This is a genomic window from Streptomyces sp. NPDC047117, assembly GCF_040643545.1.
Classification (GTDB): Bacteria; Actinomycetota; Actinomycetes; order Streptomycetales; family Streptomycetaceae; genus Streptomyces.
On sequence record NZ_JBEYUN010000012.1, the window covers coordinates 147,723 to 174,345 of the forward strand.

Annotated in this window: 24 protein-coding genes; 17 read left to right on the forward strand and 7 right to left on the reverse strand. The window is 72.3% G+C overall.

Going from position 1 to position 26,623, the window contains the following annotated elements; genetic code table 11:
* Nucleotides 1-344 precede the first annotated feature (344 nt).
* From ABZ840_RS23530 to ABZ840_RS23560, 7 genes are all read left to right on the forward strand, one after another.
* Nucleotides 345-707: a bifunctional 3-phenylpropionate/cinnamic acid dioxygenase ferredoxin subunit gene (locus tag ABZ840_RS23530; protein ID WP_361562071.1), complete on the forward strand. Its 363-nt coding sequence runs from the start codon at nucleotides 345-347 to the stop codon at nucleotides 705-707.
* 289 nt (nucleotides 708-996) lie between these two features.
* Nucleotides 997-3,894 carry an asparagine synthase (glutamine-hydrolyzing) gene (asnB, locus tag ABZ840_RS23535; protein ID WP_361562072.1) on the forward strand — a complete coding sequence of 966 codons (2,898 nt, stop codon included), beginning with the start codon at nucleotides 997-999 and terminating at the stop codon, nucleotides 3,892-3,894.
* Entirely contained in the window at nucleotides 3,873-5,336 is a 1,464-nt protein-coding gene (locus tag ABZ840_RS23540; protein WP_361562073.1) for a dihydroorotase family protein, read from the forward strand. The genes asnB and ABZ840_RS23540 overlap by 22 nt, the downstream gene beginning before the upstream one ends.
* Nucleotides 5,337-5,488: 152 nt before the next feature.
* A complete protein-coding gene (locus ABZ840_RS23545; RefSeq protein ID WP_361562074.1) occupies nucleotides 5,489-5,617 on the forward strand; it encodes a hypothetical protein in 129 nt (42 codons plus the stop codon).
* Between the two features lie 156 nt (nucleotides 5,618-5,773).
* A complete protein-coding gene (locus tag ABZ840_RS23550) occupies nucleotides 5,774-6,700 on the forward strand; it encodes a LysR family transcriptional regulator (protein WP_361562075.1) in 927 nt (308 codons plus the stop codon).
* 83 nt (nucleotides 6,701-6,783) lie between these two features.
* On the forward strand, nucleotides 6,784-8,145 hold the full coding sequence (gene hisD, locus ABZ840_RS23555; protein ID WP_361562076.1) for a histidinol dehydrogenase: 1,362 nt from the start codon (nucleotides 6,784-6,786) through the stop codon (nucleotides 8,143-8,145).
* 66 nt (nucleotides 8,146-8,211) lie between these two features.
* On the forward strand, nucleotides 8,212-9,669 hold the full coding sequence (locus tag ABZ840_RS23560; protein WP_361562077.1) for an amino acid permease: 1,458 nt from the start codon (nucleotides 8,212-8,214) through the stop codon (nucleotides 9,667-9,669).
* Nucleotides 9,670-9,689: 20 nt separating this feature from the next.
* On the opposite strand, the gene ABZ840_RS23565 is transcribed toward ABZ840_RS23560, so the two are convergent.
* Complete coding sequence (locus ABZ840_RS23565) at nucleotides 9,690-10,688, reverse strand: LacI family DNA-binding transcriptional regulator (protein ID WP_361562078.1); 999 nt, start codon at nucleotides 10,686-10,688, stop codon at nucleotides 9,690-9,692.
* A 226-nt stretch (nucleotides 10,689-10,914) separates the two neighbouring features.
* Here ABZ840_RS23565 and ABZ840_RS23570 point away from each other — a divergent pair, with 226 nt between their 5' ends.
* From ABZ840_RS23570 to ABZ840_RS23595, 6 genes are all read left to right on the forward strand, one after another.
* Nucleotides 10,915-12,051 (forward strand): cupin domain-containing protein, encoded by a 1,137-nt coding sequence (locus ABZ840_RS23570; RefSeq protein WP_361562079.1) that lies wholly within the window; start codon nucleotides 10,915-10,917, stop codon nucleotides 12,049-12,051.
* Nucleotides 12,051-12,824 (forward strand): alpha/beta hydrolase, encoded by a 774-nt coding sequence (locus ABZ840_RS23575; protein WP_361562080.1) that lies wholly within the window; start codon nucleotides 12,051-12,053, stop codon nucleotides 12,822-12,824. The genes ABZ840_RS23570 and ABZ840_RS23575 overlap by 1 nt, the downstream gene beginning before the upstream one ends.
* Nucleotides 12,825-13,056: 232 nt before the next feature.
* Entirely contained in the window at nucleotides 13,057-13,830 is a 774-nt protein-coding gene (locus ABZ840_RS23580; RefSeq protein WP_361562081.1) for an SDR family oxidoreductase, read from the forward strand.
* Nucleotides 13,827-14,630 carry an aldolase/citrate lyase family protein gene (locus tag ABZ840_RS23585; protein WP_361562082.1) on the forward strand — a complete coding sequence of 268 codons (804 nt, stop codon included), beginning with the start codon at nucleotides 13,827-13,829 and terminating at the stop codon, nucleotides 14,628-14,630. The genes ABZ840_RS23580 and ABZ840_RS23585 overlap by 4 nt, the downstream gene beginning before the upstream one ends.
* 144 nt (nucleotides 14,631-14,774) lie before the next feature.
* On the forward strand, nucleotides 14,775-16,121 hold the full coding sequence (locus ABZ840_RS23590) for an MFS transporter (RefSeq protein ID WP_361562083.1): 1,347 nt from the start codon (nucleotides 14,775-14,777) through the stop codon (nucleotides 16,119-16,121).
* 116 nt (nucleotides 16,122-16,237) lie between these two features.
* The gene (locus ABZ840_RS23595) at nucleotides 16,238-17,236 is read left to right on the forward strand and encodes an ester cyclase (RefSeq protein WP_361562084.1); all 999 of its coding nucleotides are present in this window, start codon (nucleotides 16,238-16,240) and stop codon (nucleotides 17,234-17,236) included.
* A 108-nt stretch (nucleotides 17,237-17,344) separates the two neighbouring features.
* On the opposite strand, the gene ABZ840_RS23600 is transcribed toward ABZ840_RS23595, so the two are convergent.
* The gene (locus tag ABZ840_RS23600; protein ID WP_361562085.1) at nucleotides 17,345-18,052 is read right to left on the reverse strand and encodes a response regulator transcription factor; all 708 of its coding nucleotides are present in this window, start codon (nucleotides 18,050-18,052) and stop codon (nucleotides 17,345-17,347) included.
* A gap of 83 nt (nucleotides 18,053-18,135) precedes the next feature.
* Here ABZ840_RS23600 and ABZ840_RS23605 point away from each other — a divergent pair, with 83 nt between their 5' ends.
* Nucleotides 18,136-18,672, forward strand: coding sequence for a VOC family protein (locus ABZ840_RS23605; RefSeq protein ID WP_361562086.1), 537 nt, complete (start codon nucleotides 18,136-18,138; stop codon nucleotides 18,670-18,672).
* Nucleotides 18,665-19,468, forward strand: coding sequence for a MerR family transcriptional regulator (locus tag ABZ840_RS23610; protein WP_361562087.1), 804 nt, complete (start codon nucleotides 18,665-18,667; stop codon nucleotides 19,466-19,468). Before ABZ840_RS23605 ends, ABZ840_RS23610 begins: the two co-directional genes overlap by 8 nt.
* Before the next feature lie 15 nt (nucleotides 19,469-19,483).
* Here the strand turns inward: ABZ840_RS23610 and ABZ840_RS23615 are convergent, their stop codons facing one another.
* On the reverse strand, nucleotides 19,484-20,674 hold the full coding sequence (locus ABZ840_RS23615) for a histidine kinase (protein WP_361562088.1): 1,191 nt from the start codon (nucleotides 20,672-20,674) through the stop codon (nucleotides 19,484-19,486).
* Between the two features lie 220 nt (nucleotides 20,675-20,894).
* Here ABZ840_RS23615 and ABZ840_RS23620 point away from each other — a divergent pair, with 220 nt between their 5' ends.
* Both ABZ840_RS23620 and ABZ840_RS23625 read left to right on the forward strand, forming a co-directional pair.
* Nucleotides 20,895-21,644 carry an ABC transporter ATP-binding protein gene (locus tag ABZ840_RS23620; RefSeq protein WP_361562089.1) on the forward strand — a complete coding sequence of 250 codons (750 nt, stop codon included), beginning with the start codon at nucleotides 20,895-20,897 and terminating at the stop codon, nucleotides 21,642-21,644.
* Between the two features lie 66 nt (nucleotides 21,645-21,710).
* On the forward strand, nucleotides 21,711-24,242 hold the full coding sequence (locus tag ABZ840_RS23625) for an FtsX-like permease family protein (RefSeq protein ID WP_361562090.1): 2,532 nt from the start codon (nucleotides 21,711-21,713) through the stop codon (nucleotides 24,240-24,242).
* 32 nt (nucleotides 24,243-24,274) lie between these two features.
* On the opposite strand, the gene ABZ840_RS23630 is transcribed toward ABZ840_RS23625, so the two are convergent.
* The 4 genes from ABZ840_RS23630 to ABZ840_RS23645 all read right to left on the reverse strand — a co-directional run bounded on the left by ABZ840_RS23630 (nucleotide 24,275) and on the right by ABZ840_RS23645 (nucleotide 26,591).
* Nucleotides 24,275-24,646: a hypothetical protein gene (locus ABZ840_RS23630; protein WP_361562091.1), complete on the reverse strand. Its 372-nt coding sequence runs from the start codon at nucleotides 24,644-24,646 to the stop codon at nucleotides 24,275-24,277.
* 69 nt (nucleotides 24,647-24,715) lie between these two features.
* Nucleotides 24,716-25,279, reverse strand: a complete 564-nt coding sequence (locus ABZ840_RS23635) for a CGNR zinc finger domain-containing protein (protein ID WP_361562092.1) — start codon at nucleotides 25,277-25,279, stop codon at nucleotides 24,716-24,718.
* Nucleotides 25,276-25,488 carry a hypothetical protein gene (locus ABZ840_RS23640; RefSeq protein WP_361562093.1) on the reverse strand — a complete coding sequence of 71 codons (213 nt, stop codon included), beginning with the start codon at nucleotides 25,486-25,488 and terminating at the stop codon, nucleotides 25,276-25,278. Before ABZ840_RS23640 ends, ABZ840_RS23635 begins: the two co-directional genes overlap by 4 nt.
* Before the next feature lie 38 nt (nucleotides 25,489-25,526).
* Nucleotides 25,527-26,591 (reverse strand): alpha/beta hydrolase, encoded by a 1,065-nt coding sequence (locus ABZ840_RS23645; protein ID WP_361562094.1) that lies wholly within the window; start codon nucleotides 26,589-26,591, stop codon nucleotides 25,527-25,529.
* Nucleotides 26,592-26,623 lie beyond the last annotated feature (32 nt).

Consider the following 26,623-nt stretch of genomic DNA (forward strand, 5'->3'; position numbering starts at 1 on the left):
GCCCCGACGGCGTGGCAAAGCGGGTCGTGCGGCGGTACAGGGGACCAGAACGCGTGGTCGTCGGCTGTCCTGAACGGCGCCGTCGCGCCGGCGGCTCACACGGTGAATATGTTTCTCATGGAGCGACGTGTTTCTGCATACGCAACGGAACATCGAGAGCTCGTTCGCGTCAAGACCGTCAACGGAAGATCTCTCGGACCGTCGAACGCCCCCGTGCGGCACGGCACAACAGCCCCCGCCGGCGGGGGATCCGAACGCCTTGACACGGGTTCGGAGCCGCCCGCACACTGGCATCGCGCTGTTGCGCTGACCGCAATCCGTTTCGCTATACGCACCGAGGTGTCATGATGATTCCCGCGTGCCGTCTCGTGGACCTGCCCCGAGGCGAGGCCCTCCGGCTCGACATCGATCCGCCCATCTCGGTATTCCATACCGACGACGGCGAGATCTTCGCCATCGACGACACCTGCACGCACCAGGATGCCTCGCTCGCCGACGGCTGGCTGGAGGGCTGCGAGGTGGAATGCCCCCTGCATTCCTCGAAGTTCGACCTCCGGACCGGAAGCGTCGACGCGCCGCCGGCCCGGCGTCCGGTCCGTACGCACGAGGTCCTCGTCGCGGACGGCATGGTCTACATCGAGCCGTCCACGGCAGCCCCCAATCTGCCGCCCTGCGTCGCGGCCCGCCTCACCGCGGGAAGCGTCTGAGGGGCAACGGCGCCGCACAGCGCCGAACCGCGGCCGGCCTCACCTGGATGGGCTAATCGGGGTGAGGCCGGCCGGGCGCCGCATCTGTTGGGGGAGCGAGGATCCGCCGGTCGCCGGGGCGCAATGCGCCCGGTGACGAATTGCGGGCACCCGGCCGCCTGCCCAGCCTGAAAGCCGGAGACGCAGCCAACGCCACCGCGGTGTGCGCTCTCCGGCGAGGAGAGTGGGCGGCCGCCGGTTGTCGCGTCGTCCCGCGGGGCACCCGACCGAGGTTCGGTGATCCACGCGCATGTGCAGAATCTACGGACACTTCGACGCCCGGACCACACCGCACGAGCTCCGGTCGGTGGCCGCGCTCCAGCGGCACGGCGGCCCCGACGCGCAGACCCGTACGACCGGCGCCGGATGGGCCCTGGGCGTCGACCGGCTGGCCATTGTGGACCTCGACGGAGGGGAGCAGCCCTACACCCTCGGCGAGGGCATCGTGGCCGTCTTCAACGGCGAGATCTACAACCACGACGAGCTGCGCGACCTCCTCACCGCCCGCGGCCACACCTTCGCCGACCGCTGCGACGGTTCGGTGATCCCGGCGCTGTACCAGGAGTTCGGCCCCGCCTTCGCCGAACACCTCGACGGCATGTTCTCCGTGGCGGTCGTCGACCTGCGTACGGAACCCACCCTCTGGCTCGTCACCGACGACGTCGGCATGAAGCCGCTCTACTACCACTGGGACCAGGCGCGCGGACACCTGCACTTCTCCTCCGAACTGCCCGCCCTGCTCGCCTTCCGTGCTGTCGCCGCGCGCCCCTGGGAACCGGGGCTGGACGCCTACCTCGCCACCAAGACCCCCTTCGGCGAACAGACCATGTTCGAGGGGGTCAAGGTGCTGCCGCCCGCCACCACCGCCCGCTTCACCCGCTCCGGCGGACTCCGCCTCGTCCGGCGCTCGGCCGCCGCGCCGGAGGGCGACGCCGACGCGCAGTCGAGCCCGGAGGAGGCCGCCGAACGGACGCTGGCCCTGCTGCGCCGTGAAGTCCACCGGCTCACCCGCGCCGACGTCCCGGTCTCCGCCGTCACCAGCGGCGGACTCGACTCCGGCCTCGTCACTGCCCTGGCCGCGGAGAAGGTCGCCGACCTGCACACCTTCAACATCGCCTACCGCGGCACCTGGCCGTATGACGAACGGGGCTTCGCCCGCGAGGTCGCCGAACGCTGCGGCACCCGGCACCACCAGGTGGAGGTCGACCCGGCGGACTTCCCCGGCCTGCTCCCGGACGTCATCTGGCACCTGGGCCAGCCCAACGCCGACCCCATCGCGCTCAGTACCTACGCGTTGTTCCGTGCCGTGCGCGACGCCGGCTTCAAGGTGGCCCTCACCGGTGACGCGGCGGACGAACTCTTCGGCGGCTACGGCCGGATGAGGACCGCGGTCGACGCACCGTCAGGTACCGACTGGGTGGGCCCGTACGTCGAGGCGCTGGCCGCCGTGCCCCGCGCGCTGCGCGAATCGCTCTACACCGAGGACTACCGCGCGTTCGTGCGGCAGGAGGGCTCCGTGGCCGACGGCATCGCCGAGCGGCTGCGCTCCGCCGGCACCGGCCGGCTGCGGACCCTCACGGACTTCGAGATCGCCTCCCGGATGCCGGCCTACCACCTGCGCCGCGTGGACCACCTGTCGATGTCGGCCTCGGTCGAGGTGCGGCTGCCGTTCTGCCAGCCGTCCGTCCTCCGGTACGCGCGCACCCTGCCGCAGGCGCTGAAGGTGGCGGGGGAGCAGGGCAAGAAGGTGCTCTACGGGGCGGCCGCCGGCCGGCTGCCCGACTCGGTGCTCCGCCGGCCCAAGCAGCCCTTCACCCTTCCGGTCACCGCCATGCTGCGGCCCGGCGAGGTGCTGATGGAGTACGCACGGGAGCTCCTCACCGGTGAACGGCTGCGCAGACGCGGCCAGTTGGACCCGCAACGAGTGGCCGGGCTGTTCAAGCAGCAGGCCGAGACGCCCAACGACACCGCCGCACTGGCCATCTGGTCGTTGCTGGTGCACGAGCTGTGGCTGGAGCAGTTCTGCCCCGCCACCGGCCTGCCGGACAGTGGCGGCGGTGGTCCGGTGGAAAGTCCGATGACCGCGCACATCGCACAGGCGGAGGGCGCACCGTGCCCGACCGTGGTGCTGGACGCCGCCCGGCTGCCGCGGAACGAGGACGTGCTGCGGCCGGCGCTGACCACCGTACGGGAGTGGCTGACCGACACCGGCCGGGGACATGTACTCAAGATCGCGCTGGTGAACCCCTCCGAGCACCCGCTCTTCGACCTGGACTACCGCTTCGTCCAGGCGCTCCCCGGCGGACTGGACCGATTCGACTTCCGGGGCAACTGCGGCCACTCCATCCTCGCGTCCATCGTCGCCGCGGAGGAACGCGGCTGGCTGCCGCGGCTGGCACCCGGCGGCCGCGTACGCGTCCGCGTACTCAACAACGGTGACCACGTGGTGTGCGAGGTGGACGAGGTACGCCGCCACAGCGGCAGTTTTACCGTGCACTTCGTCCAGGACACCGCGCTGCCGCTCGCCCGGCTCCTCCTCACGGGCCGCACCATCGACCAGCTGCTGACCCGGGCCGGCGCGCACGATGCCTCGCTCGTCGCGGTGGGCAATCCGTACGTCTTCGTCGATGCCCGCTCGCTCGGCCTGACCAGCAAGGACGCGCTGTTCGCCGCGGGCGAGCAGGTCTTCGGCCGGCTGCAGGACATCCGCACCGCCGCCACCGAACTGCTCGGCCTGCCCGGCGGCGGGGCCTTCCCCAAGATCGCGGCGGTGGGGGGTTACGAGTCGGGCCGGCTGGCCGTCCGCGCCGTCTCCGTACCCGGCTGGCACCCCAGCGTCGCGCTGACCGGGGCCACCTGTCTGGCCGCCGCGACCACCATCGCCGGCACCGTCCCGCACCGGCTGGCCACCGAAGCGGGCTGTGCCCGCGGCGCGATCGAGATCGACACCCCGAGTGGATCCACCGCCGCCACCGCGGCCGTCGTTCCCGCCGCCGATCCGGCACCCGGCGAGGACAACGAGTCCCTCGCGCTCCAGTGGGTCAGCGTCAGCCGGAAGCTCGCCCACCTGACCGGCAGCGCCCGCATCACCTCGCTGTGCGACTTCGACCCCGAGGAGGACCCGGTATGCCGGCCGCTGACCGCCTGACCAGGGGCGGCGACGGCGCCGCGAACGGGGGCCACGACCTCCTGGTGCGCAACGCGCGGGTGGTCACCCCGGACGGTGTGCTCCGCGCCGGCGTGGCGGTCGACGGCGGCCGCATCACCGCGCTGACCGCACCGGACGCCCGGCCCGCCGCGCGGTCCGTACTGGACGCCGCGGGCCGCCATCTGCTGCCCGGTGTGATCGACTCGCATGTGCACTTCCGCACCCCCGGCCTGACCCACAAGGAGGACTGGGAGCACGGCAGCCGGGCGGCGGCGGCAGGGGGCGTGACCACCGTCATCGACATGCCCAACACCGAACCCCCGCTGACCGATCCGGAGCAGGCCGCCGGGAAGGCCGCGCTCATCGGCGGCACCTCCCTGGTGGACTACCGCTTCCACTTCGGGGTGACCGAGGCGACCGTCGACCACCTCCGCCACCTCACCCCGCGGCACGCGACCTCGGTGAAGGTGTTCATGACCGGGCACCACACCGCACCGCACGTCATCCGTGACCCGGAGGCCCTGGACCGGATCTTCGCCATCGCCGCCGAGCGGGGCCTCCGCCTGGTCCTGCACGCCGAGGACGACGGGGTGTTCACCCTGCTCGACGCGTTCCTGGCCCCGCCGGACAGCTACGAGTCCTACGAGTCCCGCCGACCGCGCAGCGGCGGAATCGTGGCCGCGGCCCGCGTCATCGAGCTGGTGCGCAGGCACGGCACAGCGGCGCACGTCGTGCACGTCTCCTCCGCCGAGGAGTCCGACCTGCTGCGTGCCGCGGCAGCTGCCGCACTGCCCCTCACCCACGAAGTCACCGCACACCACCTGTCGTTCTCCGCCTCCGACACCCGGCGGCTGGGCGCACGGCTGCGGCTCAGCCCGGCCATCCGCACGTCCCACGACCAGGACCGGCTGTGGGCGGCGCTGATGGCCGGCGGCGTCGCCACGATCGGCAGCGACCACGCGCCCCACACCATCGAGGAGAAGGTCCGGGCAGTGCCGGACGCACCACCCGGACTGCCCGGCACGCAGGAGCTGCTGACCGCCGTCCACACCGGTATGCGGCGCCGCCACCCCGGGCTGACCGCCGACGAAGTACTGCTGCGGGTCGCCCGGCTGGCCTCCGCAACACCGGCCGACCTGTTCGGTCTTGCCGGGCGCAAGGGGCGCATCGTTCCGGGGCTGGACGCCGACTTCGTGCTCTTCGACGCCGAACGCACCTGGTTCCTGTCCGGGGAGCACATCCGGTCCAAGTGCGGCTGGTCGGCCTACGAGGGCTGGACCTTCACCGGCCGCCCGGACGTCACCGTACGCCGCGGCGAGGTGATCTACGACGGACGCGGTGCGCAGCCGTGGTTCGGTTCGCCCGACGGAATCTGGCTGACCGCCGGAGTGACCGGCCCCGGCCGTACCGGCCCCGCCGTCGGTCCGTCCGGCGGCCGGTGAGCCCGGTGGCCCGGAGCGGCGCGCCACCGGGGGCCGTCAGGTGCCCGGTCAGCCGGCGAGCGCCCGCGTCACGTCGTCGAGGACGGTACGCGCGGCGATCGACCCGCCGGAGCTGTTCCACGCCGAAGATCACCGACGCGCAGGGCGGGAAGGTGACGGTGCCGGCCGCCCCCGAGAACGTGGGTGCGGTGGTGGGCGAGCGCGAGCAGGTCTTCTCCTCGGCGGCCTCCGCCTACCTCGGCCGGCTGCTGTGGAACGAGCACAGGTCGGGCCGCCTGTAGGGCGCACCGCCGGGCGCTCGGGGCGGGTGCACAGGGTTGTCCTATAGTGCCGCGCATGCGTACAGAAACACCCTGCGGTGCGGCCGTCGCACCGGACGGCCACCGCCGTCCCCGCACCCCCGCCGGCCTGCACCTTCCGGCCCGGCGGGCGGCGTCATGACGCTGAATCAGCTGCGCGCTTTCGCCGAGGCGGAGCGGCTCGGCTCCTTCACCGCCGCGGCGGGCGCCATGGACATCGCGCAGGCCTCCGTGTCGGAGCTGGTGCGCCGCCTGGAGGAGGAACTCGACGCGGTCCTGTTCGTGCGCGGCAGCCGCCGGCTCGCCCTCACCGCGGCCGGGCGCGAGCTGCTGCCGTACGCGCAGGAGACGCTGCGGGCGGCGGACAGCGGAGTGAAGGCGGTGCGGTCCCTCGGCTCGCTGGGCGGCGGCACCGCCACGTTCGGCGTCCTGCGCAACGCCGACTACTACCTTCTCGCCAATCTCGCGCAGACCTTCCACGCCCGCTACCCCGCCGTCCGTGTACGGCTCGTCGGCCAGAACTCCGCCGAGACCGCCCACGCCGTCGCCGCCGGGAAGATCGAGGCGGGCCTGGTGGTGCTGCCCATCGACGACGAGGGCCTGGTCGTACGGCCGCTCATGCGGGACGAGGTCTTCTACGTCACCGCGGACCCGGAGCGCGCCGCGGCGCCCGTGACCATCGAGGCGTTCGCCGCGGCGCCCCTCGTGCTGTACGACGCCCACTACGGCTGGCAGGACCCGACCCGGCGGCAGATCGCCGAGCGCGCCCAGCTGGCCGGGGTCCGGGTGGAACCGCTGATGGAGCTGGAACGTGTCGAGGCGGCGCTGAACCTCACCGCCGCCGGGGTGGGCGACACCATCACCAGCCGAGCGGTGATCGACAGCCCCGGCTTCCCGGCCGGGCTGCACACCGTGCCCTTCGCCGAGCCGCTGTACGACACCATCGCCCTGGTCAGACGGCGGGGCCACCCGCTGTCCCGGGCGACCCGCGAGCTCGCCCGCCTCGCGGAGGACACCATCCGCGAGCTCCGTGACGAGGCGCAGCGGGTGACGCCGGAACCGTAGAAGGGAGCCATAGGGAAACCCTGTGGGAGGCCCAGGAATCACTCCTCTAGTCCTGTGGCGGGGCCGCGTCTACCGTCCCTGACATGCAGATCACGCACCACGAAGCGCAAGCACTCGCCCCGTTCCAGTGGCTCAAGAAGCCGGCCGTCGACGGCCCTCCCGCGCAGCGCGACCCCAAGGTCGTCGAGCGCGTCTCGGAGATGCTCTCCACCATCGAGCGCAAGGGCCTCGACGCCGTACGCGCCTACGCCGAGGAGCTCGACGGCTGGTCCGGGGAGCTGGAGATCGGTGCCGAGGAGCTGAAGAAGTCCGGCGACGCGCTCCCGCCCGACGTCCGCACCGCGCTCGAAATGGGTTACGAGCGGACGAACCGCTTCGCCACCGCTCAGCGCGAGCACCTGACCGACTTCGAGATCGAGCTCGCCCCCGGAGTGCGGGGCGGCCAGCGCTACGTCCCCGTCACCCGGGTCGGCGCCTACCTCCCGGCCGGCCGCTTCCCCCTGCTGGCCAGCGCCTTCATGACCGTCGGCGTGGCGAAGGCCGCCGGGGTGCCCACCGTCGTGGCGTGCACCCCGCCCTCGGGTGAGCACGGTGCCCACCCCGCCGTGCTGTACGGCGCGTACCTCTCGCAGGCCGACCGGGTCTTCGCGGTCGGCGGCGTGCAGGCCCTGGGCGCGATGGCCTTCGGGCTGCTCGGCGAGGCCCCCGTCGACATGCTCGTCGGCGCCGGCAACGCCTTCGTCACCGAGGCCAAGCGGCAGCTCTTCGGCCAGGTCGGCATCGACCTGCTGGCCGGCCCCTCCGAGGTCGCCGCCATCGCCGACGACACCGCCGACCCGGCCTGGGTCGCCGCCGACCTGCTCGGCCAGGCCGAGCACGGGCCGAACTCGCCGGCCGCGCTGATCACCACCTCCGAGGAGCTGGGCCGCAAGGTCATCGCCGAGATCGACCGGCAGCTCGAAACCCTCACCACCCGGGAGATCGCCGGCGCCGCCTGGCGCGACTACGGCTCCGTCATCGTCGTCCGCAACGCCGAGGAGGCCGTCGCCGTGTCCGACGTCCTCGGCCCCGAGCACCTGGAGATCCAGACCGAGGACGACGACTTCTACCTCCGCAACCTGACCAACTACGGGTCGCTGTTCATCGGTCCCTGGTCCACGGTGGCCTACTCCGACAAGGGCATCGCCGGCACCAACCACGTCCTGCCGACCGGCAAGACGGCCCGCTACAACGCCGGGCTCTCGGTCTCCCGCTTCCTCAAGCCGCTGACCTACCAGCGCGCCGCAAAGGAAGGCACGGCCGCGCTGGCCCCGGCCGTCGAGCGCATCTCCGCCTTCGAGGGGCTGGCAGCCCACGGCGCCACCGCCACCCTGCGCATCGACGAGATCGGCCGGCGTTCGGGCGCCTTCGACTCCGTCCCCGCGGCCCTGCGCGACCAGCTGTAGCCTCGTCCGCCCCGCCTTCGCGGCAACCGGGAGGCGGGGCCCGTCACACGTCCCGAGGACCACCCCATGCCACATGAGTCACCCGTCCCACCGCCATCCGGCGAACCCGGCAGAGCAGAACTCACCCAGGGGCTCAAGGGCCGCCAGATCACCATGATCTCCATCGGCGGAGTGATCGGAGCCGGCCTGTTCGTCGGTTCGTCCACCGCCGTCGCCACCGCCGGTCCCGCCGTCATCCTCGCGTTTCTGGCCGCCGCCGCGCTGGTGGTCCTGGTCATGCAGATGCTCGGCGAGATGGCCGTCGCCAACCCCGACACCGGCTCCTTCTCCACCTACGCCGACCGGGCGCTGGGACGCTGGGCGGGATTCTCCATCGGCTGGCTCTACTGGTGGTTCTACGTCCTCGTCATCCCCATCGAAGCCATCGCAGCGGGCGAGGTCCTCGGTGGCATGGCCGGGGTGCCGACCTGGATCCCCACCTTCGCGGTCATCGCCGTACTGGCGGGCACCAACCTGCTCGCCGTCCGGAACTACGGCGAGTTCGAGTACTGGTTCGCGCTGCTGAAGGTCATCGCGATCGTGGGCTTCCTGGTCCTCGGCCTCCTCGCGGTCTTCGGCGTGCTGCCCGGCTCGGGCACCAGCGGGGTGTCGAACCTCTGGAGCAACGGCGGATTCGCGCCCAAGGGCGGCATCGCCGTCCTCGCCGCCCTGCTCACCGCGATGTTCAGCTTCCAGGGCAGCGAGATCGTCACCATCGCCGCCGCCGAGTCGGAGGACCCGAAGAAGAACATCAAGAAGGCCATCAAGGCCGTCGTCTGGCGGCTCGGCCTCTTCTACATCGGGTCGATCTTCCTCGTGGTCAGCCTGGTGCCCTGGAACGCCGACGGGCTGGCCGCCGGCTCCTACCAGGCAGTCCTGGAGCGCATGAACGTGCCCGGCGCCCGCCAGATCATGGACGTGGTGGTCGTCATCGCGGTGTGCAGCTGCCTGAACTCGGCCATCTACACCGCCTCCCGCATGGCCTTCTCCCTCGCCAAGCGGAAGGACGCCCCGGCGGCCTTCGCGGCCGTCTCGCCCGGCGGCGTACCCCGCAACGCGGTCGCCGCCTCCACCGTCGTCGGCATCGTCGCGGTGACCGCCAACTACCTCGTGCCGCAGGTCTTCACGTATCTGCTGGCGTCCAGCGGTGCGATCGCCCTGATGATGTACCTGGTCATCGCGGTCACCCAGTACGCCACGCGGCGCCGGCAGGAGGAGCCCGCCGAGGTGCGGATGTGGCTCTTCCCGCACCTCACCGTGGCCACGATCGTGTTCATCGCGGGAGTGCTGGTCCTCATGGCGGTCCTGCCCGGGCACCGCCTGGAACTGTGGCTCTCGTTCGGCCTCGCCGCGGTCCTCGTCACCATGGGCATGCGGCTCCAGCGCAAGTACGGCAGCGGCACCGGCCACTCCGACGGCGCGGCATCGCCGGACGACGGTGCCCATGACCCGGCCGCCCGGCACGAGACCGTGCAGCGGCGCTGACCGGCGATCCGGCGAGCGGTTCAGTGCAGGCGCGCGTGGGTCGCCCGGGGGACGAATTCGGTCGGCAGGACGAGGCGTTCACCGGCCGGATCGGCCTCCCCCGTGATCCGGCGCACCAGCAGGCGCGCCGCCTGTCGGGCCAGCTCCCGCAGGTCGTGGCGGACCGTGGTCAGGCGGAACACCTCCCAGTCCGCCATCGGGAGGTCGTCGAAGCCGATCACCGTCAGGTCGTCCGGTACCCGCAGCCCGGCAGCGATGGCCGCGTTCAGCACGCCGATGGCGACCACGTCGTTGCCGCAGAAGACGGCGGTGGGCGGCTCGTCGGTGTCCAGCAGCCGGGGGAGCGCTTCGTACCCCGTCGCGTACTCGAAGGCCCCGCGGACGACCCGGCTGTCCGGCAGGCCGAGGCCCGCTTCGGCCAGCGCCAGGCGGAAGCCGAGCTCGCGGTCCCGGCCGGTGGTCGTGTTGGGCGAGCCGAAGATGCCGGCGATGCGGCGGTGGCCCAGCTCGGTGAGTACGCCGGCCACGAGCCGGCCGCCGCCCTCGTTGTCCACGACGGATGCGTAGCCGCCCGGCCGGCCGGTGTCGCGGTTGAGGAACACATAGGGGATGTCGCGGCGGTCCAGCTGGGCCGGCAGCCGGGACTCGGTGGTCGCGGTCGCCAGGACCACCCCGTCCAGGGACTGGTCCAGGAGCTTCTCGCCCGCCACCGCCTCGTCGGACCGCTCGGTGATCAGCATCATGCGGTAGCCGAGGGCCTGGAGCTCGTCGTGCAGCGGGGCGACGACATGCGGGTAGAACGGGTTCGTCAGATCGGTGACGATCACCCCGATGCGGCGCGTGGCGCGGGTGGACAGGGTGCGTCCCGCCTCGCTGGGGAAGTAGTTCAGCGCCTGCGCGGCCTGCCGGACCTTCTCGCGGGTGGCCGCCGAGACCCGGTGGTCGTCACGGAGCGCACGGGACACCGTGGCCTGCGAGACGCCCGCCAGCCTCGCCACATCGTGACTCGTGATCGCCACCCGTACTCATCCCCTCGCCCTGGTCCGCCGCACTGTCCCGCACGGCCCTGAGTATACGTATGTACCTGTTGGTGCGGGTGGCGGCCCTCGGGTCGGGCCTCGTGGCCCGACCGCATCAAGCATACGTCTGCAATCGATCTTCGCCGACCCCTTGACAGTGCAGGAGGCACGGCTGTCAGATCAATGCATACGTATTCCACGGGGAATTCCGAGAGAAGGAGCGACCGTGACCGACGCCGTCGTGACCACCGAAGAACTGGATCGCCGCACGATCCGCCGCAGCGACTTCGTCTCCTGCAACCAGGCCTTCATCGACTGCCGTACGCCGGGCTCGGACCGGAAGGAGAACTACGCGATGATCGGGCCCGGGGTCTCGCAGTCCTCCGGGCAGCACGTCAACCTCCGCCTGCCGCACGGCTTCCAGATCGGCGCCGCGGCCATGCCGAACGGCATCACCAACAACCTCCACCTGCACTACACCGCCGAGGTGTTCGTCTGCACCGAGGGCGAGTACCTGCTGCGCTGGGGCGCCGACGGCACCGAGGGCGAACTCACCCTCAAGGCCGGCGACGTGGCGTCCGTCCCCACCTGGATCTTCCGCGGCTTCACCAACACCGGACCGGACGACGGCTGGATGTTCACCGTGCTCGGCATGGACAACACCGGCGGCATCATCTGGGGCCCCTCGGTGCTGCGCGAGGCGGAGGGCCACGGCCTGTACCTCACGGCCGACAACAAGCTCATCGACACGGTTGCCGGCGACGAAGTGCCCGCCGACACCGAGCTGACCAAGCCGATGGCGCAGGAGTACATCGACCGGCTGCGCAGCTACAGCCCCGAGCAGATGAAGCGGCGCATCGCGGCCTCCGACGAACTGGTCTGGTCCGACCGTCCCTTCCTCGACAGCACACTGCCCGGCGGCGGAGCGCGGCTGAGCTGCGTCATCGGCTACGGCATGACCGAGGACCTGCACCAGGAGCCCCGGATCCACAACCCGCACGGCCACAACGCCGCCTGGCTGCGCGCCGAGCCCGGCCAGGGCGTCTCGATCCACCGCCAGCAGGAGACCCAGACGCTGATCGTCAAGGACGGGCTCTGGGAGGTCACACTGAACCGCACCGACCCCGTCTCCGTACGCCTGGGGCCGCGCGACATCCTCTCCGTCCCCGAGGGCGCCTGGCGCACCTTCCGGAACGTGGGGGAGACGGAGGGCGACGTCCTGATCGTCAACGGCGGTGACGCCCGGGTGCGCCTGGAGTGGGACGAGGAGGTCGTCAAGGCCGCGGCCGACGCCGGTCTCGGCGTCGACCACAACGGCTACGTCGCCCCGTACGCCCTGCTGCCCCGCTCCGCGCGCCGCTGATGTCCACCGCACTCCCGGACGGGGCGACCGGCCCGCTGCCGCTCGTGGTGGTGCCCGGCATGCTGTGCGACCACGGCCTCTGGTCCGGCGTCGCGTTCCCCGAGCACCACCAGGTCCGGCATGTCGCACTGACCCGGCCGGACATCGGCCGGCAGGCGGAGGAGGTGCTGTCGGCGGTACCCGGCCCCTTCGTCCTCGTGGGGCTCAGCCTCGGGGCGATCGTCGGCTTCGAGGTGCTGCGCCGGGCGCCCGAGCGCGTCGCGGGCTTCTGCGCGATGTCGACGAACGCGGGGGCGCCGCGCCCCGAGCAGTACGCCGCCTGGCGCGCCATGGACGGGCTGATCGCCGAGGGCCGCTTCGAGGAGGCCGTGGCCCGGACCCTGCCCGGCATGTTCGATGCGCCCGCCCCGCCACCCGAACTGGCCGCCCGCTACCGGGACATGGCGTACCGGGTCGGCCCGGACGCCGCACGCGCCCAGCTCGCCGCCCAGGCCACCCGCTCGGACGCGCACGGCACACTGCGCACCGCCCGCTGTCCCGTGACCGTCCTGTACGGCACGCGGGACGCGCTGTGCCCGCCGGACTTCCACCGTGCGATCGCCGACGCCGTACCGGATGCCCGGCTCACCGCGGTCCCCGGCGCCGGCCACCTGCTGCCGGTCCAGCAGCCGGGGCCCGTCACCACCGCGCTGCGTGCCCTGGTCGCGGCGGCGGAAGGGGCCCGCCCGGCGCTCCGTACGCCCGGCGGGGCCGCGCCTTCCCGGCCCGCGTGACCTGCGGGTTCACCGCCCGATCGCCCTGCTGGTTCGCCGCCCACCGTCCAAACACCGACTGTCCGCACACCCACTGCCCACCGCCCGCACAACGCCACCGTTTTTCGCACCCCCGCTTTCCGCACCCCTCCCGAGGAGAGTCCGTCATGCTCCGATGTCCACCACCCACCGAACCCACCGGAGAGGCGTGCGTCCGCAACGGCACACTGCCGCGTCACACTGGAGGTGCCGCATGACGGCCGGGGCGGGGCCGCTGGCCGGGCGTACCGCACTCGTCAGCGGCGGTGGCAGCGGGCTGGGAGCCGCCATCACCCAGGCCCTGCTGTCGGACGGCGCGCGGGTGGTGATCACCGGCCGCAACGAGCGCGCCCTGAAAGAGACCGCCGCGCGGCTCGGCCCCGGTGTCTTCCCGCGCGTCTGCGACGTGTCCGACCCGTCCGAGGTGGCCGCGCTCGCCGACAGCCTCGCCGGTGAGGAGATCTCGGTCCTCGTCAACAACGCCGGCATCGCGGGACCGGTGGCCCCGCTGACCGAGATCCGGGCGGACGACTGGGACGAGGTCTTCGCGGTCAACGTCCGCGGTGTGTTCCTGATGTGCCGCGCCTTCCTGCCCGCCATGACGGCGCGCGGCGCGGGCGACGTCATCAACATCGCCTCGGTGTCGGGGAAGCGGCCACTGTTGCGCCGTACTCCCTACTGCGCGTCGAAGATGGCGGTCATCGGCCTCACCGCGACGCTGGCGGGCGAGGTGGGCCCGCAGGGCGTCACGGTGAACTCGCTCTCGCCCGGCCCCGTCTCCAGCCCCCGGATGGCACGCAACTTCCGGCTGGAGGCGGAACGGACCGGCAGCAGCTACGAGGAGGCCGAAGCGGCGTTCGTGTCCCGGTCGGCGCTCGGCCGGATGGTCACCGAGGAAGAGGTGGGCGCTGCCGTGACGGCGATGCTGCGGATGCCGGGGCTGTGCGGTGCCGACATCGACCTGTCCGCGGGGATGGTGGCGCGATGACGGACGTGACGGAGGGGCGCCCGGCACCGCGGCCGCGTCCCTCGCTGAAACAGCGGCTGGCCGCGGGGGAGCGGCTGTACGGCGCGCTGTTCCGGCTGCCGTCGGAGACGCTGGTGGAGATGGCGGGGGTGGCCGGCCTCGACTACGTGGTCATCGACTGCGAGCACGGCCCGGCCGACATGACGGCGCTCCAGCACCATCTGACCGCGGCCGCCGCGCAGGGCATCGACGTACTCGTCCGGGTCGGTTCCGCCGAGCCCGCGCTCGCCCTGCGCTGCCTTGACCTGGGGGCGGCCGGGATCATCCATCCGCACATCGACAGCGCGGCGGATGCCCGGCGGGCGGTGGCCGGGGACCGCTACCCACCGCTGGGGGAGCGGGGGTTCGCCACGTACAGCAGGGCGGGCCGTTTTGGCACGGTCACCGCGGCCGAGCATCTGACGGCCGCGGAGGAGACCCTGGTCGTGGCGATGATCGAGACGGCGCGTGCCTGTGCGGCGGCCCCGGAGATCGTCGCGACGGAAGGCGTCGACGCGGTCCTGGTCGGCCCGGCCGACCTGGCCGTGGACTGCGGCTTCCCGCCGAAGGAGACCCTCGACGGGCTCATCGCCGATACGTACCGGGCGGCGCACGACGCCGGCCGCGCGGTGATGTCCATCGTGCCCGGCACCGCCGCCGCCAGGGCCGCCGAACGGGCCGGAGCGCAGTTGGTGCTCTACAACGCGGCGCAGGTCCTGATGGACACCTTCCGGACCCTCACCGCGCCCGCTGTCGAAGCAGCCGGAGAAGACGGCCGCTGACCGCGTCACACCCCTTGACGCTCCCCACTGCCCTCTCTAGTGTCGGCGCATCGCATTTCATACGTATGCACACCGCGTACGCGCACCCCCCTCACCCCCCCTGTGAACCCCCTCTGACTCCCCCATCGCGCGAACGGAGAAGCCATGTCCGCTGTAGCGCCACCCACAGCTGTCGACGGCACGCAGACCGCCGGCCCCGAGAACCGGAAGGCGATACGCCGGGCCATCGGCGCGGGCAGTATCGGCAATTTCGTGGAACAGTTCGACTACGGGCTCTACGGCTACCTGGCCCCGATCCTCGCCCCCTCCTTCTTCCCCGCGAGCAACCCCACCGTCGCGGTGCTCAGCACCTACGCGGTCATCGCGATCGCCTGCCTGTTCCGCCCCCTCGGCGGCAGCCTGGTCGGCCGCTGGGGCGACCGGGTGGGCCGCAAGAAGACACTGCTGTGGACCATCGTGGTCATGGGCGTGTCCACCGCCATGATCGGTGCGCTGCCGACGTACCACCAGATCGGGCTCGTCGCGCCGCTGCTCCTCCTGGTGATCCGCATCGTCCAGGGCATGGTCTCCGGCGGGGAGTACGTCGGCGCGGTGGCCTTCGTCGTGGAGTGGGCCGAGCCCAACCGGCGCGCCTACTACGCGTCGTACGCCTCGAACAGCTGCTTCTTCGGCATCCTCGCGGGGGCCGGCACCGCGGCGCTGACCAGTGCGGTGTTCCAGGGGGACGCGCTCGACTCCTACGGCTGGCGCATCCCGTTCCTGATCGCCCTGCCGCTCAGCGCCGTCGGCGTGTGGCTGCGGAAGCGCATCGAGGAGACCCCCGAGTTCGTCCGCGCCACCGCGGACGGTGCCCAGGTCGTCAAGGCGCCGATCCGCGAGGCGCTCCGGTCCCAGCTGCGGCCGATCCTCGTCTACTGCGGCGTCTCGATCATGCTGGCGATCCTGTCGTACAGCTGGGTCACCTTCTACCCCGAGTACCTGACCGGGACGCTGGGGCTGCCCCGCTGGATGGCGCTGGCGTCCAACGCGATCTCGGTCGCGGTCCTCATTCCGCTGCTGCCGCTCGCCGGCATCCTCTCGGACCGGATCGGCCGCAAACCGATGCTGGTCATGGGTGCCGTCGCCTGTATCGTGCTGGTGCCGCTCGCCTTCTACGTGGGCGAGCAGGCCACCTTCGGTGCCGCGATCGCGAGCCAACTCATCTACATCATCCCGGAGTTCTTCCTGACCGGCATTGTGACGGTCTGCCTCGCGGAACTCTTCGCGACCCGTACCAGGTTCAGTGCCGGCGCGATGGCGTACAACGCCTCGTTCTCCATCTTCATGGGCATCACGCCCTTCGTGGCGACGCTCCTGGTCTCCTCCTTCGGCACGATCTACGCCGTGTGGGTCTACCTCGCGGCGGCCGCGGTACTGGCCCTCGTCGTGGTGACCTCCTTCATGACGGAGACGTACCGGAGCCACCTGGGCGAGGACAAGTTCGCGCGCTGAGCGCCATCGCCCATGCGGTCCGACGCACCGTCAGGAACCGCGTCGAGCACCCCGATCCGAAGCCCTCAAACGACCCCCTCATGCATACGCATTCATCTCTGGAAAGGAACAGCACCATGGCACTGGATCCCGTCGCCTACCGCCCCTACGAGGACCCCGACGATTTCATCCGCGAGGTCACCGACCGCATCTGGGTCGGCCGCGACATCTCCTACATCGTGGACAACTACGAGCCGGACTCGATCGTCCACACGAGCCTCGGCACCGTCGTCGGCCGCGACGGGGTGATCGAGGGCAGCACGATGCGGATGGGCAGCACGCCGCAGCACATCGGTCAGGCCGAGGACGTGGTGTGGGAGGCCCGCGGGGACGACGCCTTCCTCAGCTCGCACCTGGTCTTCTCCGCCGATGAGCACCTCGTGGACGGCAAGAACGTCCGGATCCGCAAGCGCACCATCCCCAACTGCCTCTACCGCAGGGGCCGGATGGTCGAGGAGTGGGTCGTCCGCGACGAGCTCGCCGAGTGCCTCCAGCGCGGCCAGGACCCGGACGAGGCGGCCCGCGCCCTGCGCTTCCAGGGCTGGACCGGGTCGATGCTCGACGCGCCGCCGAAGGACGTCCTCGCCGAGGGCGTCAGCGGGCCGCGCCCGGACGACTACCGGCCCGAGTGCGAGATGGTCCTCGAATTCATCGACGAGGTGTGGACCCGGCGCCGGCTGCAGAAGGTCAACGACTTCATGGCGCGGGACCTCTTCCTGCACACGATCGGCGACCGGACCGTCATCCGTCCCGAGCGCTACCAGCGTGACCTGCTGGCCATGGTCGGCCCGTTCCCCGACGCGCGCTTCGAGGTGCGGGACGTGCAGACCAACTACGCCGAGCGGTACGCGGGGCTGCGGGTGGCCGTCATGTGGACGATGCAGGGGACCTACCGCGGCAACCCCGACTTCGGCCCGCTGACGGGCAAGCCGGTCACCGTACTGGGCATGTCCCAGTTCCTGATCCAGGGCGGCCGGATCGTGAAGGAGGTCCGGGTCTACGACGAGATCGCGCTCCGGGCGCAGATCAACAGCACCCGCGGCGAAGGCGCGGGCGTCGCCGCCAACATCTACTGATCCCTCGGCAGACTGACCCCGCAACGGACTGATTCCTCTCCGGCAGGATGCGAAAGGGCCCGGGCTCCCAGGAGTCCGGGCCCTTCCTGTCGGTGGTTCCCCGCGGCGTCACGGTACGTCCGCACCCCGGTCGTCGCAGAGGCCGTTCTCCCAGCTCCAGGCGGCGATCTCGACGCGGTTGCGGGCGGCGAGCTTGCGCTGGACGTTGCCGAGGTGCGTCTTGACGGTGGAAAGGGTCACATACAGCTCGGCGGCGATCTCGTCGTTGGTGCGGCCGCGCGCGACGAGGCGTACGACGTCCCGCTCCCGCTCCGTCAGCGGTTCGGACGGTGTGGTGGTCCGGGGCGCTGCCTCCGCACGGGAACGGGCCGTGGCGCGGGACGGCTCCGGCGGCGCCATGTGCCGGAGCAGCCGGACGGTGATGGCGGGGGAGATCAGGGAATTGCCCTTGGCCGCCGCCCGGACGGCCTCGGTGAGCAGGGCGGGGGAGCCGTCCTTGAGGAGGAAGCCGCAGGCGCCGTTGCGCAGCGCCCGGTACACGTACTCGTCGAGGTCGAAGGTGGTGGCGATGAGGACGTGCAGGGGATCGGGGACGTCGGGCCCCGCCAGCAGTCGGGTGGCCTCCAGGCCGTCGAGCTCCGGCATGCGGATGTCGAGGAGGCAGACATCCGGGCGGAGCGAGCGGGCCAGCTCCACCGCGGCGGCGCCGTCCGCCGCCTCCGCCACGACCTGCATGTCCGGCTGGGAGTCGAGGATCATGCGGTAGGCGGACCGGATCATCTCCTGGTCGTCGGCAATGAGCACCCGGATCGTCATGCCGACCATGATGACAGCCCTCGGCAGCGGGATTCGCGGACCGGCTTGACCCTCACGTCGCGTGAGGCCGGAGAGTCGGGTGCATGAGCGACTACTACAACGCGTTCGAGATGAGCCCCGTGCCCGCTCCCGGCCCGGACGCCGTTCCGCCGGAGCCGTTCCACGGCATCTACGGCATGCCCGCATTCCCGACGATCCCCACGAGCGACCTGGCGGCGTCGGTGGACTTCTGGACCCGGGGGCTGGGGTTCTTCGAGCTGTTCAGCATCCCCGGCCAGGTGGTGCATCTGCGCCGGTGGGCGTTCCAGGACGTACTCCTCGTCCCGGCGGCGAGCGTGCCGGAGCGGGCACCGGCGGTGAGCATCAGTTTCGCGTGCGTGCTCGGCCAGGTCGATTCCCTCGTCGAGGCCTGTCGCGCGCTGCGGCCGAACTCGGTCGACGGCCCCCGGGACACCCCCTGGAACACCCGCGATGTGGCGGTGACCACCCCCGAGAACGTAAGGATCGTGTTCACCGCGGCGAAGCCCTTCGATCCGGACAGTCAGGAGGCGCGCAACCTCGCGGCCGTCGGGATCACCGCACCGGGCGCCGGCCACGGCGACAATGAGCAGCATGCATGATGCCACAGAGGCCGATGGCCTGACCGTCGGTCAGGTCTCGGCGCGGCTGGGCGTGACGGTCCGCGCACTGCACCACTGGGACGAGATCGGCCTGGCGCGGCCGTCACAGCGCACGGCTGCCGGATACCGGCTCTACACCGCCGGCGACCTGGAACGCCTGCACCGCATCGTCGTCTATCGCGAGCTCGGTCTCGGCCTTGACCGGATTCGGACCGTCCTGGACGACTCGGCAGCAGACGTGTCCGGCGCACTGCGCGCGCAGCGCACCCAGGTCGCGGAACGCATCGACCGCCTCCAGCAGCTCGGCGCCGGACTGGACCGGATGATCGACGCCCACGAACGCGGCCTGCTGCTCACCGCCGAGCAGCAGGCCGCGATCTTCGGCCCCCGGTGGAACCCGGACTGGCCTGCCCAGGCCCGTCAGCGCTACGGCGACACACCGCAGTGGCGGCAGTACGCCGAACGCTCGGCCGCGCGCGGCCCGGAGGAATGGCAGACCGTCGCCGACACCGTTGCCGACTTCGAACGCGCCCTCGGGGAGGCGATGGACGCCGGCGTGGCACCCGGCAGCCCGGAGGCGAATCGACTCGTCGAGCGGCACCGCGAGGTCTTTGCCTCGTACTTTCCCCTCAGCAGGCAGATGCAGGTGTGCCTCGGCCGCATGTATGAAGCCGACCCGGGATTCGCCGCCCACTACGACGGCATCCGCGCCGGCCTTGCCACGTGGTTCCGGCACCTCGTCGACGCCAGTGCGCGCGCCCACGGCATCGACCCCGACACCGCGACCTGGGAGTAGCGCGACCGGGCACACCTAGCGGCGTTCGGCACCCAGCGGCAGGTCCGCGTCGACCCGCCAGCCGCCGCCCGCCCCCGGCCCGGCGGTGACGTGCCCGCCGGCTCCTTCGATCCGTTCGGCCAGGCCGAGCAGGCCGTAGCCGCCGTCGCCCCGCGTGCGGTGACCCGGCCGGGCCGCCCGTCCGTCGTCGGCCACGGTGACCTCCAGGCGGCCCGCGTCATCGGGACTCAGCCGTACGTCGACGGTGACGCGGCCGACGTCGACGCCGTGCTTGCGGATGTTGGTCAGGCTCTCCCGGACCAGCCGGTGCACCGCCGTGGTGACCGCGGGCGGCAGCGTACGGTCCGCCAGCCGCGGGTCGAGGGTCAGCTCCGCCGGCGGGCCGGTCCGGGCGAAGTCCGCGACCAACGGGCGGATCCGGTCCAGGGTGCCGCCGGGCCGGGTGTCGGCCGGCTCCGCCGAGGTGCGCAGGACGGAGACGATGCCCCGCATCGACTCCATCGCCTCGGAGCCCGCCTCCTCGATCCGGCCGAGCATGGTGTCCAGCTCGGCGGGGGCCGGGGCGTGCCCGGAGGCGGTGGCGAACCGTACGGCCTTGGTCTGCGCCACGATCGCGGTGATGTGGTGGGCCACGAAGTCGTGCAGCTCGCGGGCGTACTCCAGCCGCTGGTCCTGCCGGTCGGCGAGGAGCTCGCGCTCCCGCAGGGTGTCGAGCACGCGCAGGTACAGGCCCAGGACGACCGCCAGCGCCGCGCCGAGGAGGACGACCGGCGCGAGGACGGTGCCTGCCGTGGGCCACTCGGCCCCCGGCAGCCGCAGCAGCAGGAGACCGGCGGCACACGCCGCGGCGAGGACGAGCACGACGGCGCGCAGCAGGGGCATCAGCCGGACGGCACGGGCGGTGAGCAGCAGCAGCGCGCACAGCTCGACCATGCCCGGCGTGTTCTCCGGACGGTGCGTCAGTTGCGTGGTGACCACGGTGAGGACGACCGAAGCGGTCACCGCGACGGCCGCCGCGAGCGGAAAGCGGACCGGCCGTACGACGAGGGCCGCCACGCACAGCGTGCCGGTCAGCACGGTGGCCACCGCGGTGGGCACGAAGCCGGTGTTCGCCCCTTCGGCGACGAGCAGGGCGAGCACGGCGGCAGCGGCCAGGGAGAGCAGGGCCTGCTGGAGTACGGAGCGGTTCCGGAACGTGCGGATCATGCCCTCGACGGTACGGCGCCAGGGCGCCGCCGGCCTCGGCCTTTCGGCCGACCCGGACGGCCCGCCCGCTCCGCCGGCTCGGCAATACGGCTGATCCGCCGGGTGCGGGCGGCGCCGGATGATCGGATCGCGGGCCGATTCCGGTCCGCGCATCCCTGCCGCGGCGCGCCTCCCGGTCCCGTGACGCCGCGTCCCGACCGACCCACTGGAGCGTTCTCCCATGCAGCTGAGCCCTGCCACGGCCGCCGTGGCCACCGCGGCCGGCCTGACCAAGATCTACGGAAGCGATGACACCCGCGTCGTGGCGCTGGACGCCGTCTCGGTGGAGTTCCGGCGCGAGCAGTTCACCGCGATCATGGGACCGTCCGGCTCCGGCAAGTCCACGCTCATGCACTGCATGGCCGGGCTGGACACGATCTCGCACGGCTCGGCGCGGATCGGCAGCACCGAACTGGGCACGCTGAAGGACAGGGAGCTCACCCGGCTGCGCCGCGAGCGGATCGGCTTCGTCTTCCAGGCGTTCAACCTGCTGCCGACGCTCACCGCGCTGGAGAACATCACACTGCCCCTCAGCATCGCCGGCCGCAGCCCCGACCGGTCGTGGCTGGAGCACATCATCGCCACGGTCGGGCTCGGTGCCCGGCTGGACCACCGGCCGAACCAGCTCTCCGGCGGCCAGCAGCAGCGCGTCGCGGTGGCCCGCGCCCTGGCAGCGCGGCCCGAGATCGTCTTCGCCGACGAGCCGACCGGCAACCTCGACTCGCGGGCCGGCGCGGAGGTGCTCGGCCTGCTGCGCGGCTCCGTACGGGAGCTGGGCCAGAGCGTCGTGATGGTCACCCACGACCCGATCGCCGCCTCGTACGCGGACCGGGTCGTCTTCCTCGCCGACGGTCGCATCGTCGACGAACTGGCGCGCCCGGACGCCGACTCGGTGCTGGAGCGCATGAAGGCGCTCGACCACGCCGGCTGACCGCCCGCCCGGCCACAGCCCAGCCGTACCGACCCGCCCGTCCGCACTCGTCCGAAGGCCCTCCTCATGCTCCGCACCGCACTGCGCTCCTTGCGCGCCCACCGGCGCCGCTTCCTGCTGCCCGCCCTGGCTGTCCTGCTGGGGGTGGCGTTCACCTCCGGCGCCCTCCTCTACACCCAGTCCGTGCGTACGGCGCTGACGCAGGCGCAGACCGCTGCCCAGCCCGACGCGTCCGTGACCGTCCGGCCGGACCCCTCCGCCGAGGACACCGGCAAGGCCACGGCACCGGCGCTCGACGAGCGGCTGCTGAAGCGGCTGCGCACACTCCCGGACGCGGCGGCCGCCCGGGGGACGGCGGAGGGCACCGCCTTCGTCGTCGGCCCCGACGGTGAACTGGTCGGCCCCCGGCAGGCGGCGGGCGGTACCAACTTCGTTGCCGTACGCGGCGGCAGCGATCCGCGCTATCCGCTCACCGCCGGCCGCGGCCCCCGCACCGCGGGCGAGATCGCCCTGGACGAGTCCACAGCGCGCCGGGCCGGTCACCACGTCGGCGACGACGTACGCATCGTCGTACGCGGCCGTGCTCGCACCGAACGGCTGGTCGGCATCGTCACCGCCCACGACCCGCGGCTGATTTCCGGCGGGACCCTCACCCTCTTCGACACCGGCACCGCACAACGGTGGTTCGCCCCCGCGCCGGACGCCTACACCGCACTCACCCTCACCGCACGCGACGGCGCCTCCGAGCAGCGGCTCGCCCGCGAGGCCGCGGCGGTGCTGCCGGACGGGCTGCGAGCCGTCACCCGGCAGGACCTGAAAGCCGAGCAGGAGGCGGCATCGGGTGGCGACGAGGACAAGCTGACCGGCATCCTGCTGAGCTTCGGCGCCATCGCGCTGCTGGTCGCCACCTTCCTCGTCGCCAACACCTTCACGATGCTCAGCGCGGCCCGCGCCCGCGAACACGCACTGCTGCGCGCGGTCGGCGCGTCCCGCCGTTACGTGCTCCGCCTGGTCCTCACCGAGGCGCTGCTGATCGGCACCCTCGCCGCGGTCCTCGGCCACCTCCTCGGCATCGGCGTCGCGACCGCACTGGGCCGTCTGTTCGGCGCCACCGACGGGCCCGGCGCCCCGCTCCAGGTCCTCGCGCCGCTGCCGCTGGCCGCCGCCTTCGGGGTCGGCATCGTGGTCACCCTGCTCGCCGCGTACGTACCGGCCCGTCGCGCCGCCGCCGTACCGCCCGTCGCGGCCCTGCGCAGCGGCGAGCCGCCCACCCCGGCCTCGCTCCGCCGCCGCCACCTGGCCGGCGCGGCCGTCACCGTACTGGGAGTGCTGCTGGTCGTCGCGGCATCCGGCACCGACGACCTGAGCTTCGTCACGGCCGCCGGCGCGGTCCTGCTGCTCGGCCTGATCATCCTCACGCCCGCTGTCGCGCTCGGTGCGACCGGTCTGATCCGCCGCCCCCTGACCCGGCTCACCGGCATCCACGGCACGCTCGCCGTCGAGAACGCCCGCCGCAACCCGCGCCGCACGGCCGCCACCGCGACGATGCTGATGATCAGCCTCGCGCTGATGAGCGCCGTCACCGTCGCGGCCGCCTCGCTCAGCAAGGCCTCCGCCGTGGAGGCCGAGCACGCCATGGTCGCCGACCTGCGGGTGACGCCCGTCGACTACGCCGAGCTCGACACCGGCGCCGCGGCCCGCATCGCCCGGCTGAAGGACGCCGTCGCGGTCACCCCCACCGTCTCCGCATACCTGGAACTGCCCGGCGGGGACTACCTGGACGCGACCGCGGTCGGCCCCCGCACGGTCGGGCGGGTCGCACAACTCTTCGTCTACGAGGGCTCGTTGGACCGGCTCGGCAGCGGTATCGCCATCACGCGGGCGGAGGCGCGGGCACACGGCTGGCACCTGGGCTCCCGGATCACCGGCACCGTCGAAGGCACCGGCGAGAAGATCGTGCTGCCGGTCGTCGCGCTCTACGACGGCCCCGAAGCCCTCGCCCCCGCCCTCCTGCCCCTCGGCGCTCTGCACGTCCCCACCGACCCCGCCGTACAGGGCCCGCGTACCGAATCCGTACTCGTCAAGGCGGCACCCGGACGCACCGCCGCCCTCCGCGAGGACATCCGCGCGACCCTGGACAACCCGGCCCTGCTCGTCCAGGACCGTGCCGAGGCCGGACGCGAGGCGGTACGCCCGTTCACCCCGCTCCTCAACATCGTGTACGCACTGATGAGCCTGGCCGTGCTGATCGGCTCCCTCGGCGTGGTCAACACCATGGCCATGGCCGTCTTCGAACGCGTCCGGGAGATCGGCACCCTGCGCGCCATCGGTCTCGAACGCGGCCGGGTCGCCGCCGTCCTGCGCCTCGAATCGCTCCTGATCTCCCTCCTCGGCGCCGCGCTCGGCGTGCTGTCGGGCACCGCGATCGGTCTCGCCGCCGTGGCCGGGCAGGAAGGCGCTCCGTTCGTCCTGCCCTGGGGCCGGCTCGCGCTCTTCTTCGCGCTGGCCGCCGCCGTCGGTGTCCTGGCCGCCACCTGGCCCGCCCGGCAGGCCGCCCGTGTGCCCGTACTGCGTGCCGTCCAGACGGACACCGAATGAGCCGGACGTGGCGGAGGAAGTGCCGCTGACGCTCAGACCCCGGGCCCGTCACCAGGGCTCGGGGGCCTTCGGGGGGTCCACCACTCGACGAGCGCCCACTCCCCGAGCCCGAGTACGGCCACGGCCGCGAACGCCGCGATCCAGGGCCGCCCCAGCCAACGGTGGGTCAGCGCCCAGACAAGAAGCGGCAGCAGGGCGCCGCCGAGCAGAACGAGCGGCAGGTCGATGAAGAGCACGGCCGGGTCATGGGATTCGCCCTCGAATCCGCCGTGCACACTGACCGCGGCGTGCGGCGCCCACACCAGCGCCGCCGTCGCCGCACCGAGGGCGGCGAGGGAGCATCCGGCGCAGCCGGCGGCGTCCGAGGGGTGGCCCGTGGTCCGTATCCGTGATTTCCCGCTCATGCCGGCCACAGACGCGGGGGACGGGGTGCGCGGTTCCCACCCGGTTCCGTGCCGACCCCCGAGGCCCCGTCAGCCGGACGCTGTGGCCGGGGGGCTCTTCTTGCGGGCCCGGTAGGCGGCGGCCTTGATCTTGTTGCCGCAGGACTCCATGCCGCACCACTGCCGGCGCATGCCGCGCGAGCGGTCGATGTAGGTACGGGTGCACTCCGGATTGCCGCACTCCTTCAGCAGGGGGACATCCGGGCCGCTGAGCAGCTCCACCCCGTACCGGGCCACCGTGGACAGTGCCTCCCGCGGCGTCGCCGCCGTCCACCGTCCGGAGCGGGTGAGCCGGGGCGCCGCCGGAGCCACGCGGGCCGCCTCGTTCACCACCGCCAGCGCCCCGTCGTCGTAGTCCTCTTCGAGGCGCCGGGCCGTGACCAGCCGGTAGAGGGCCTCCCGCACGGTTTGCGCCGCCACCACGTCGGCCTCTTGGCAGGGGGAGACGGCATCGACGATGCCGGACTCCACGTACCAGGCGGCCAGCCGGTCCGGTGCCGCGAACATCTCGAACCGCGCGGTACGTCTGGCCCGAAGGGTGGCGGCGAAGTCGAGGGCGGGATTGCCGCAGACGAAGACGTGTTGCAGGTTCACGGTGCCAGATCCGCCGCCAGGCAGGCGAAGGACCGCCACGAGCCCTCGGGGTCGTAGGCGTCACGCGCCGGGTCCCGCGGCGCGGCCGGCCGCTTCTCGACCATGTCCTCGTAACGGACACGCGCGGGCAGGGAGCCGAAGCGTGTGCGGCGTGCCGCGGAGGCGTGGTGTTCGGGGGTGTGGTGTTCCGCCAGGTCGTGGATGCCCATCATCATCTCCAGTCGATCGGTGGCCGGTGTGCGCTGTTTCAGAGGTGATCCGCGTCGACGACGGCCCGGGCGAAGGCCGCGGGGGCCTCCTGCGGGAGGTTGTGGCCGATGCCCTTCAGGGTGCGGTGGTCGTACGGCCCCGAGAACCGGTCGCGGTACGAGGCGCCGTCGCCCGGCGCGGTGAAGGGGTCCCGTTCGGCATCGAGGGTGACGGTCGGCACCTCGATGACCGGGCGGGTGGCGAGCTGTTTCTCCAGCCGGTCGTAGCGGCGCTCGCCGTCGGCGAGGCTCAGCCGCCAGCGGTAGTTGTGGAGCACGATGGCGGCGTAGTCGGGGTTGTCGAAGGCGGCGGCCGTGCGCGCGAACGTGGCGTCGTCGAAGTCCCACGTCGGCGACACGGTCTGCCAGACGAGCCGGGCCAGGTCGTGCCGCTTCTCCTTGTCCTCCATGGCGAGCCGGCCCCGCTCGGTGGCGAAGTAGTACTGGTACCACCACGCGTACTCCGCTGCCGGTGCCAGTGGTTGGAGGTTCGCTTCGAGGTTGGTGATGAGGTAACCGCTCACCGACACCAGTGCCTTGCAGCGCTCGGGCCACAGTGCCGCGATGACGTCGGCGGTCCGGGACCCCCAGTCGAATCCGGCGAGCACGGCCTTCTCGATGGCGAGGGCGTCCATGAGCGCGATGATGTCGAGGGCGATGGCCGACTGCTGGGCGTTGCGGAACGTCCGCGCGGAGAGGAACCGCGTCGTGCCGTGCCCCCGGAGGTAGGGGACGATCACGCGGTACCCCTTCGCCGCCAGCAGCGGGGCCACCTCGACGAAGCTGTGGATGTCGTACGGCCAGCCGTGCAGGCAGATGACCACCGGCCCGTGCGCGGGCCCCGCCTCGGCGTAGCCGACGTTCAACAGCCCGGCCCTGACCTGCTTCAGCGAGGCGAAGGAGGTGTGTCCGCCGGCGCCGGTGGCGGGTGCGTTCCCCGTCCCGGCCTCCTGCGGAGTGGCGGCGGAGGCGGCCGGGGCGCCGGGCAGGCCCGCCAAAGAGGCGGCGGCCGCGGTGCCCGTACCGAGCCCCAGGAACTTGCTGAACGTACGCCTGTCGATCATGCGAAGTCCTCCGCGCGTTCGATGAGTTGACC

Bases quoted from the DNA above. Each gene is read 5' to 3' on its own strand.
- ABZ840_RS23550 (WP_361562075.1), top strand. From the start codon at position 5,774: ATGACGCTGAATCAGCTGCGCGCTTTCGCCGAGGCGGAGCGGCTCGGC.
- ABZ840_RS23580 (WP_361562081.1), top strand. From the start codon at position 13,057: ATGACGGCCGGGGCGGGGCCGCTGGCCGGGCGTACCGCACTCGTCAGC.
- ABZ840_RS23605 (WP_361562086.1), top strand. From the start codon at position 18,136: ATGAGCGACTACTACAACGCGTTCGAGATGAGCCCCGTGCCCGCTCCC.
- hisD (WP_361562076.1), top strand. From the start codon at position 6,784: ATGCAGATCACGCACCACGAAGCGCAAGCACTCGCCCCGTTCCAGTGG.
- ABZ840_RS23615 (WP_361562088.1), bottom strand. From the start codon at position 20,674: ATGATCCGCACGTTCCGGAACCGCTCCGTACTCCAGCAGGCCCTGCTC.
- ABZ840_RS23600 (WP_361562085.1), bottom strand. From the start codon at position 18,052: ATGACGATCCGGGTGCTCATTGCCGACGACCAGGAGATGATCCGGTCC.
- ABZ840_RS23560 (WP_361562077.1), top strand. From the start codon at position 8,212: ATGCCACATGAGTCACCCGTCCCACCGCCATCCGGCGAACCCGGCAGA.
- ABZ840_RS23630 (WP_361562091.1), bottom strand. From the start codon at position 24,646: ATGAGCGGGAAATCACGGATACGGACCACGGGCCACCCCTCGGACGCC.
- ABZ840_RS23595 (WP_361562084.1), top strand. From the start codon at position 16,238: ATGGCACTGGATCCCGTCGCCTACCGCCCCTACGAGGACCCCGACGAT.
- ABZ840_RS23610 (WP_361562087.1), top strand. From the start codon at position 18,665: ATGCATGATGCCACAGAGGCCGATGGCCTGACCGTCGGTCAGGTCTCG.
- ABZ840_RS23530 (WP_361562071.1), top strand. From the start codon at position 345: ATGATGATTCCCGCGTGCCGTCTCGTGGACCTGCCCCGAGGCGAGGCC.
- ABZ840_RS23625 (WP_361562090.1), top strand. From the start codon at position 21,711: ATGCTCCGCACCGCACTGCGCTCCTTGCGCGCCCACCGGCGCCGCTTC.
- ABZ840_RS23590 (WP_361562083.1), top strand. From the start codon at position 14,775: ATGTCCGCTGTAGCGCCACCCACAGCTGTCGACGGCACGCAGACCGCC.
- ABZ840_RS23640 (WP_361562093.1), bottom strand. From the start codon at position 25,488: ATGGGCATCCACGACCTGGCGGAACACCACACCCCCGAACACCACGCC.
- ABZ840_RS23540 (WP_361562073.1), top strand. From the start codon at position 3,873: ATGCCGGCCGCTGACCGCCTGACCAGGGGCGGCGACGGCGCCGCGAAC.
- asnB (WP_361562072.1), top strand. From the start codon at position 997: ATGTGCAGAATCTACGGACACTTCGACGCCCGGACCACACCGCACGAG.
- ABZ840_RS23585 (WP_361562082.1), top strand. From the start codon at position 13,827: ATGACGGACGTGACGGAGGGGCGCCCGGCACCGCGGCCGCGTCCCTCG.
- ABZ840_RS23620 (WP_361562089.1), top strand. From the start codon at position 20,895: ATGCAGCTGAGCCCTGCCACGGCCGCCGTGGCCACCGCGGCCGGCCTG.
- ABZ840_RS23645 (WP_361562094.1), bottom strand. From the start codon at position 26,591: ATGATCGACAGGCGTACGTTCAGCAAGTTCCTGGGGCTCGGTACGGGC.
- ABZ840_RS23575 (WP_361562080.1), top strand. From the start codon at position 12,051: ATGTCCACCGCACTCCCGGACGGGGCGACCGGCCCGCTGCCGCTCGTG.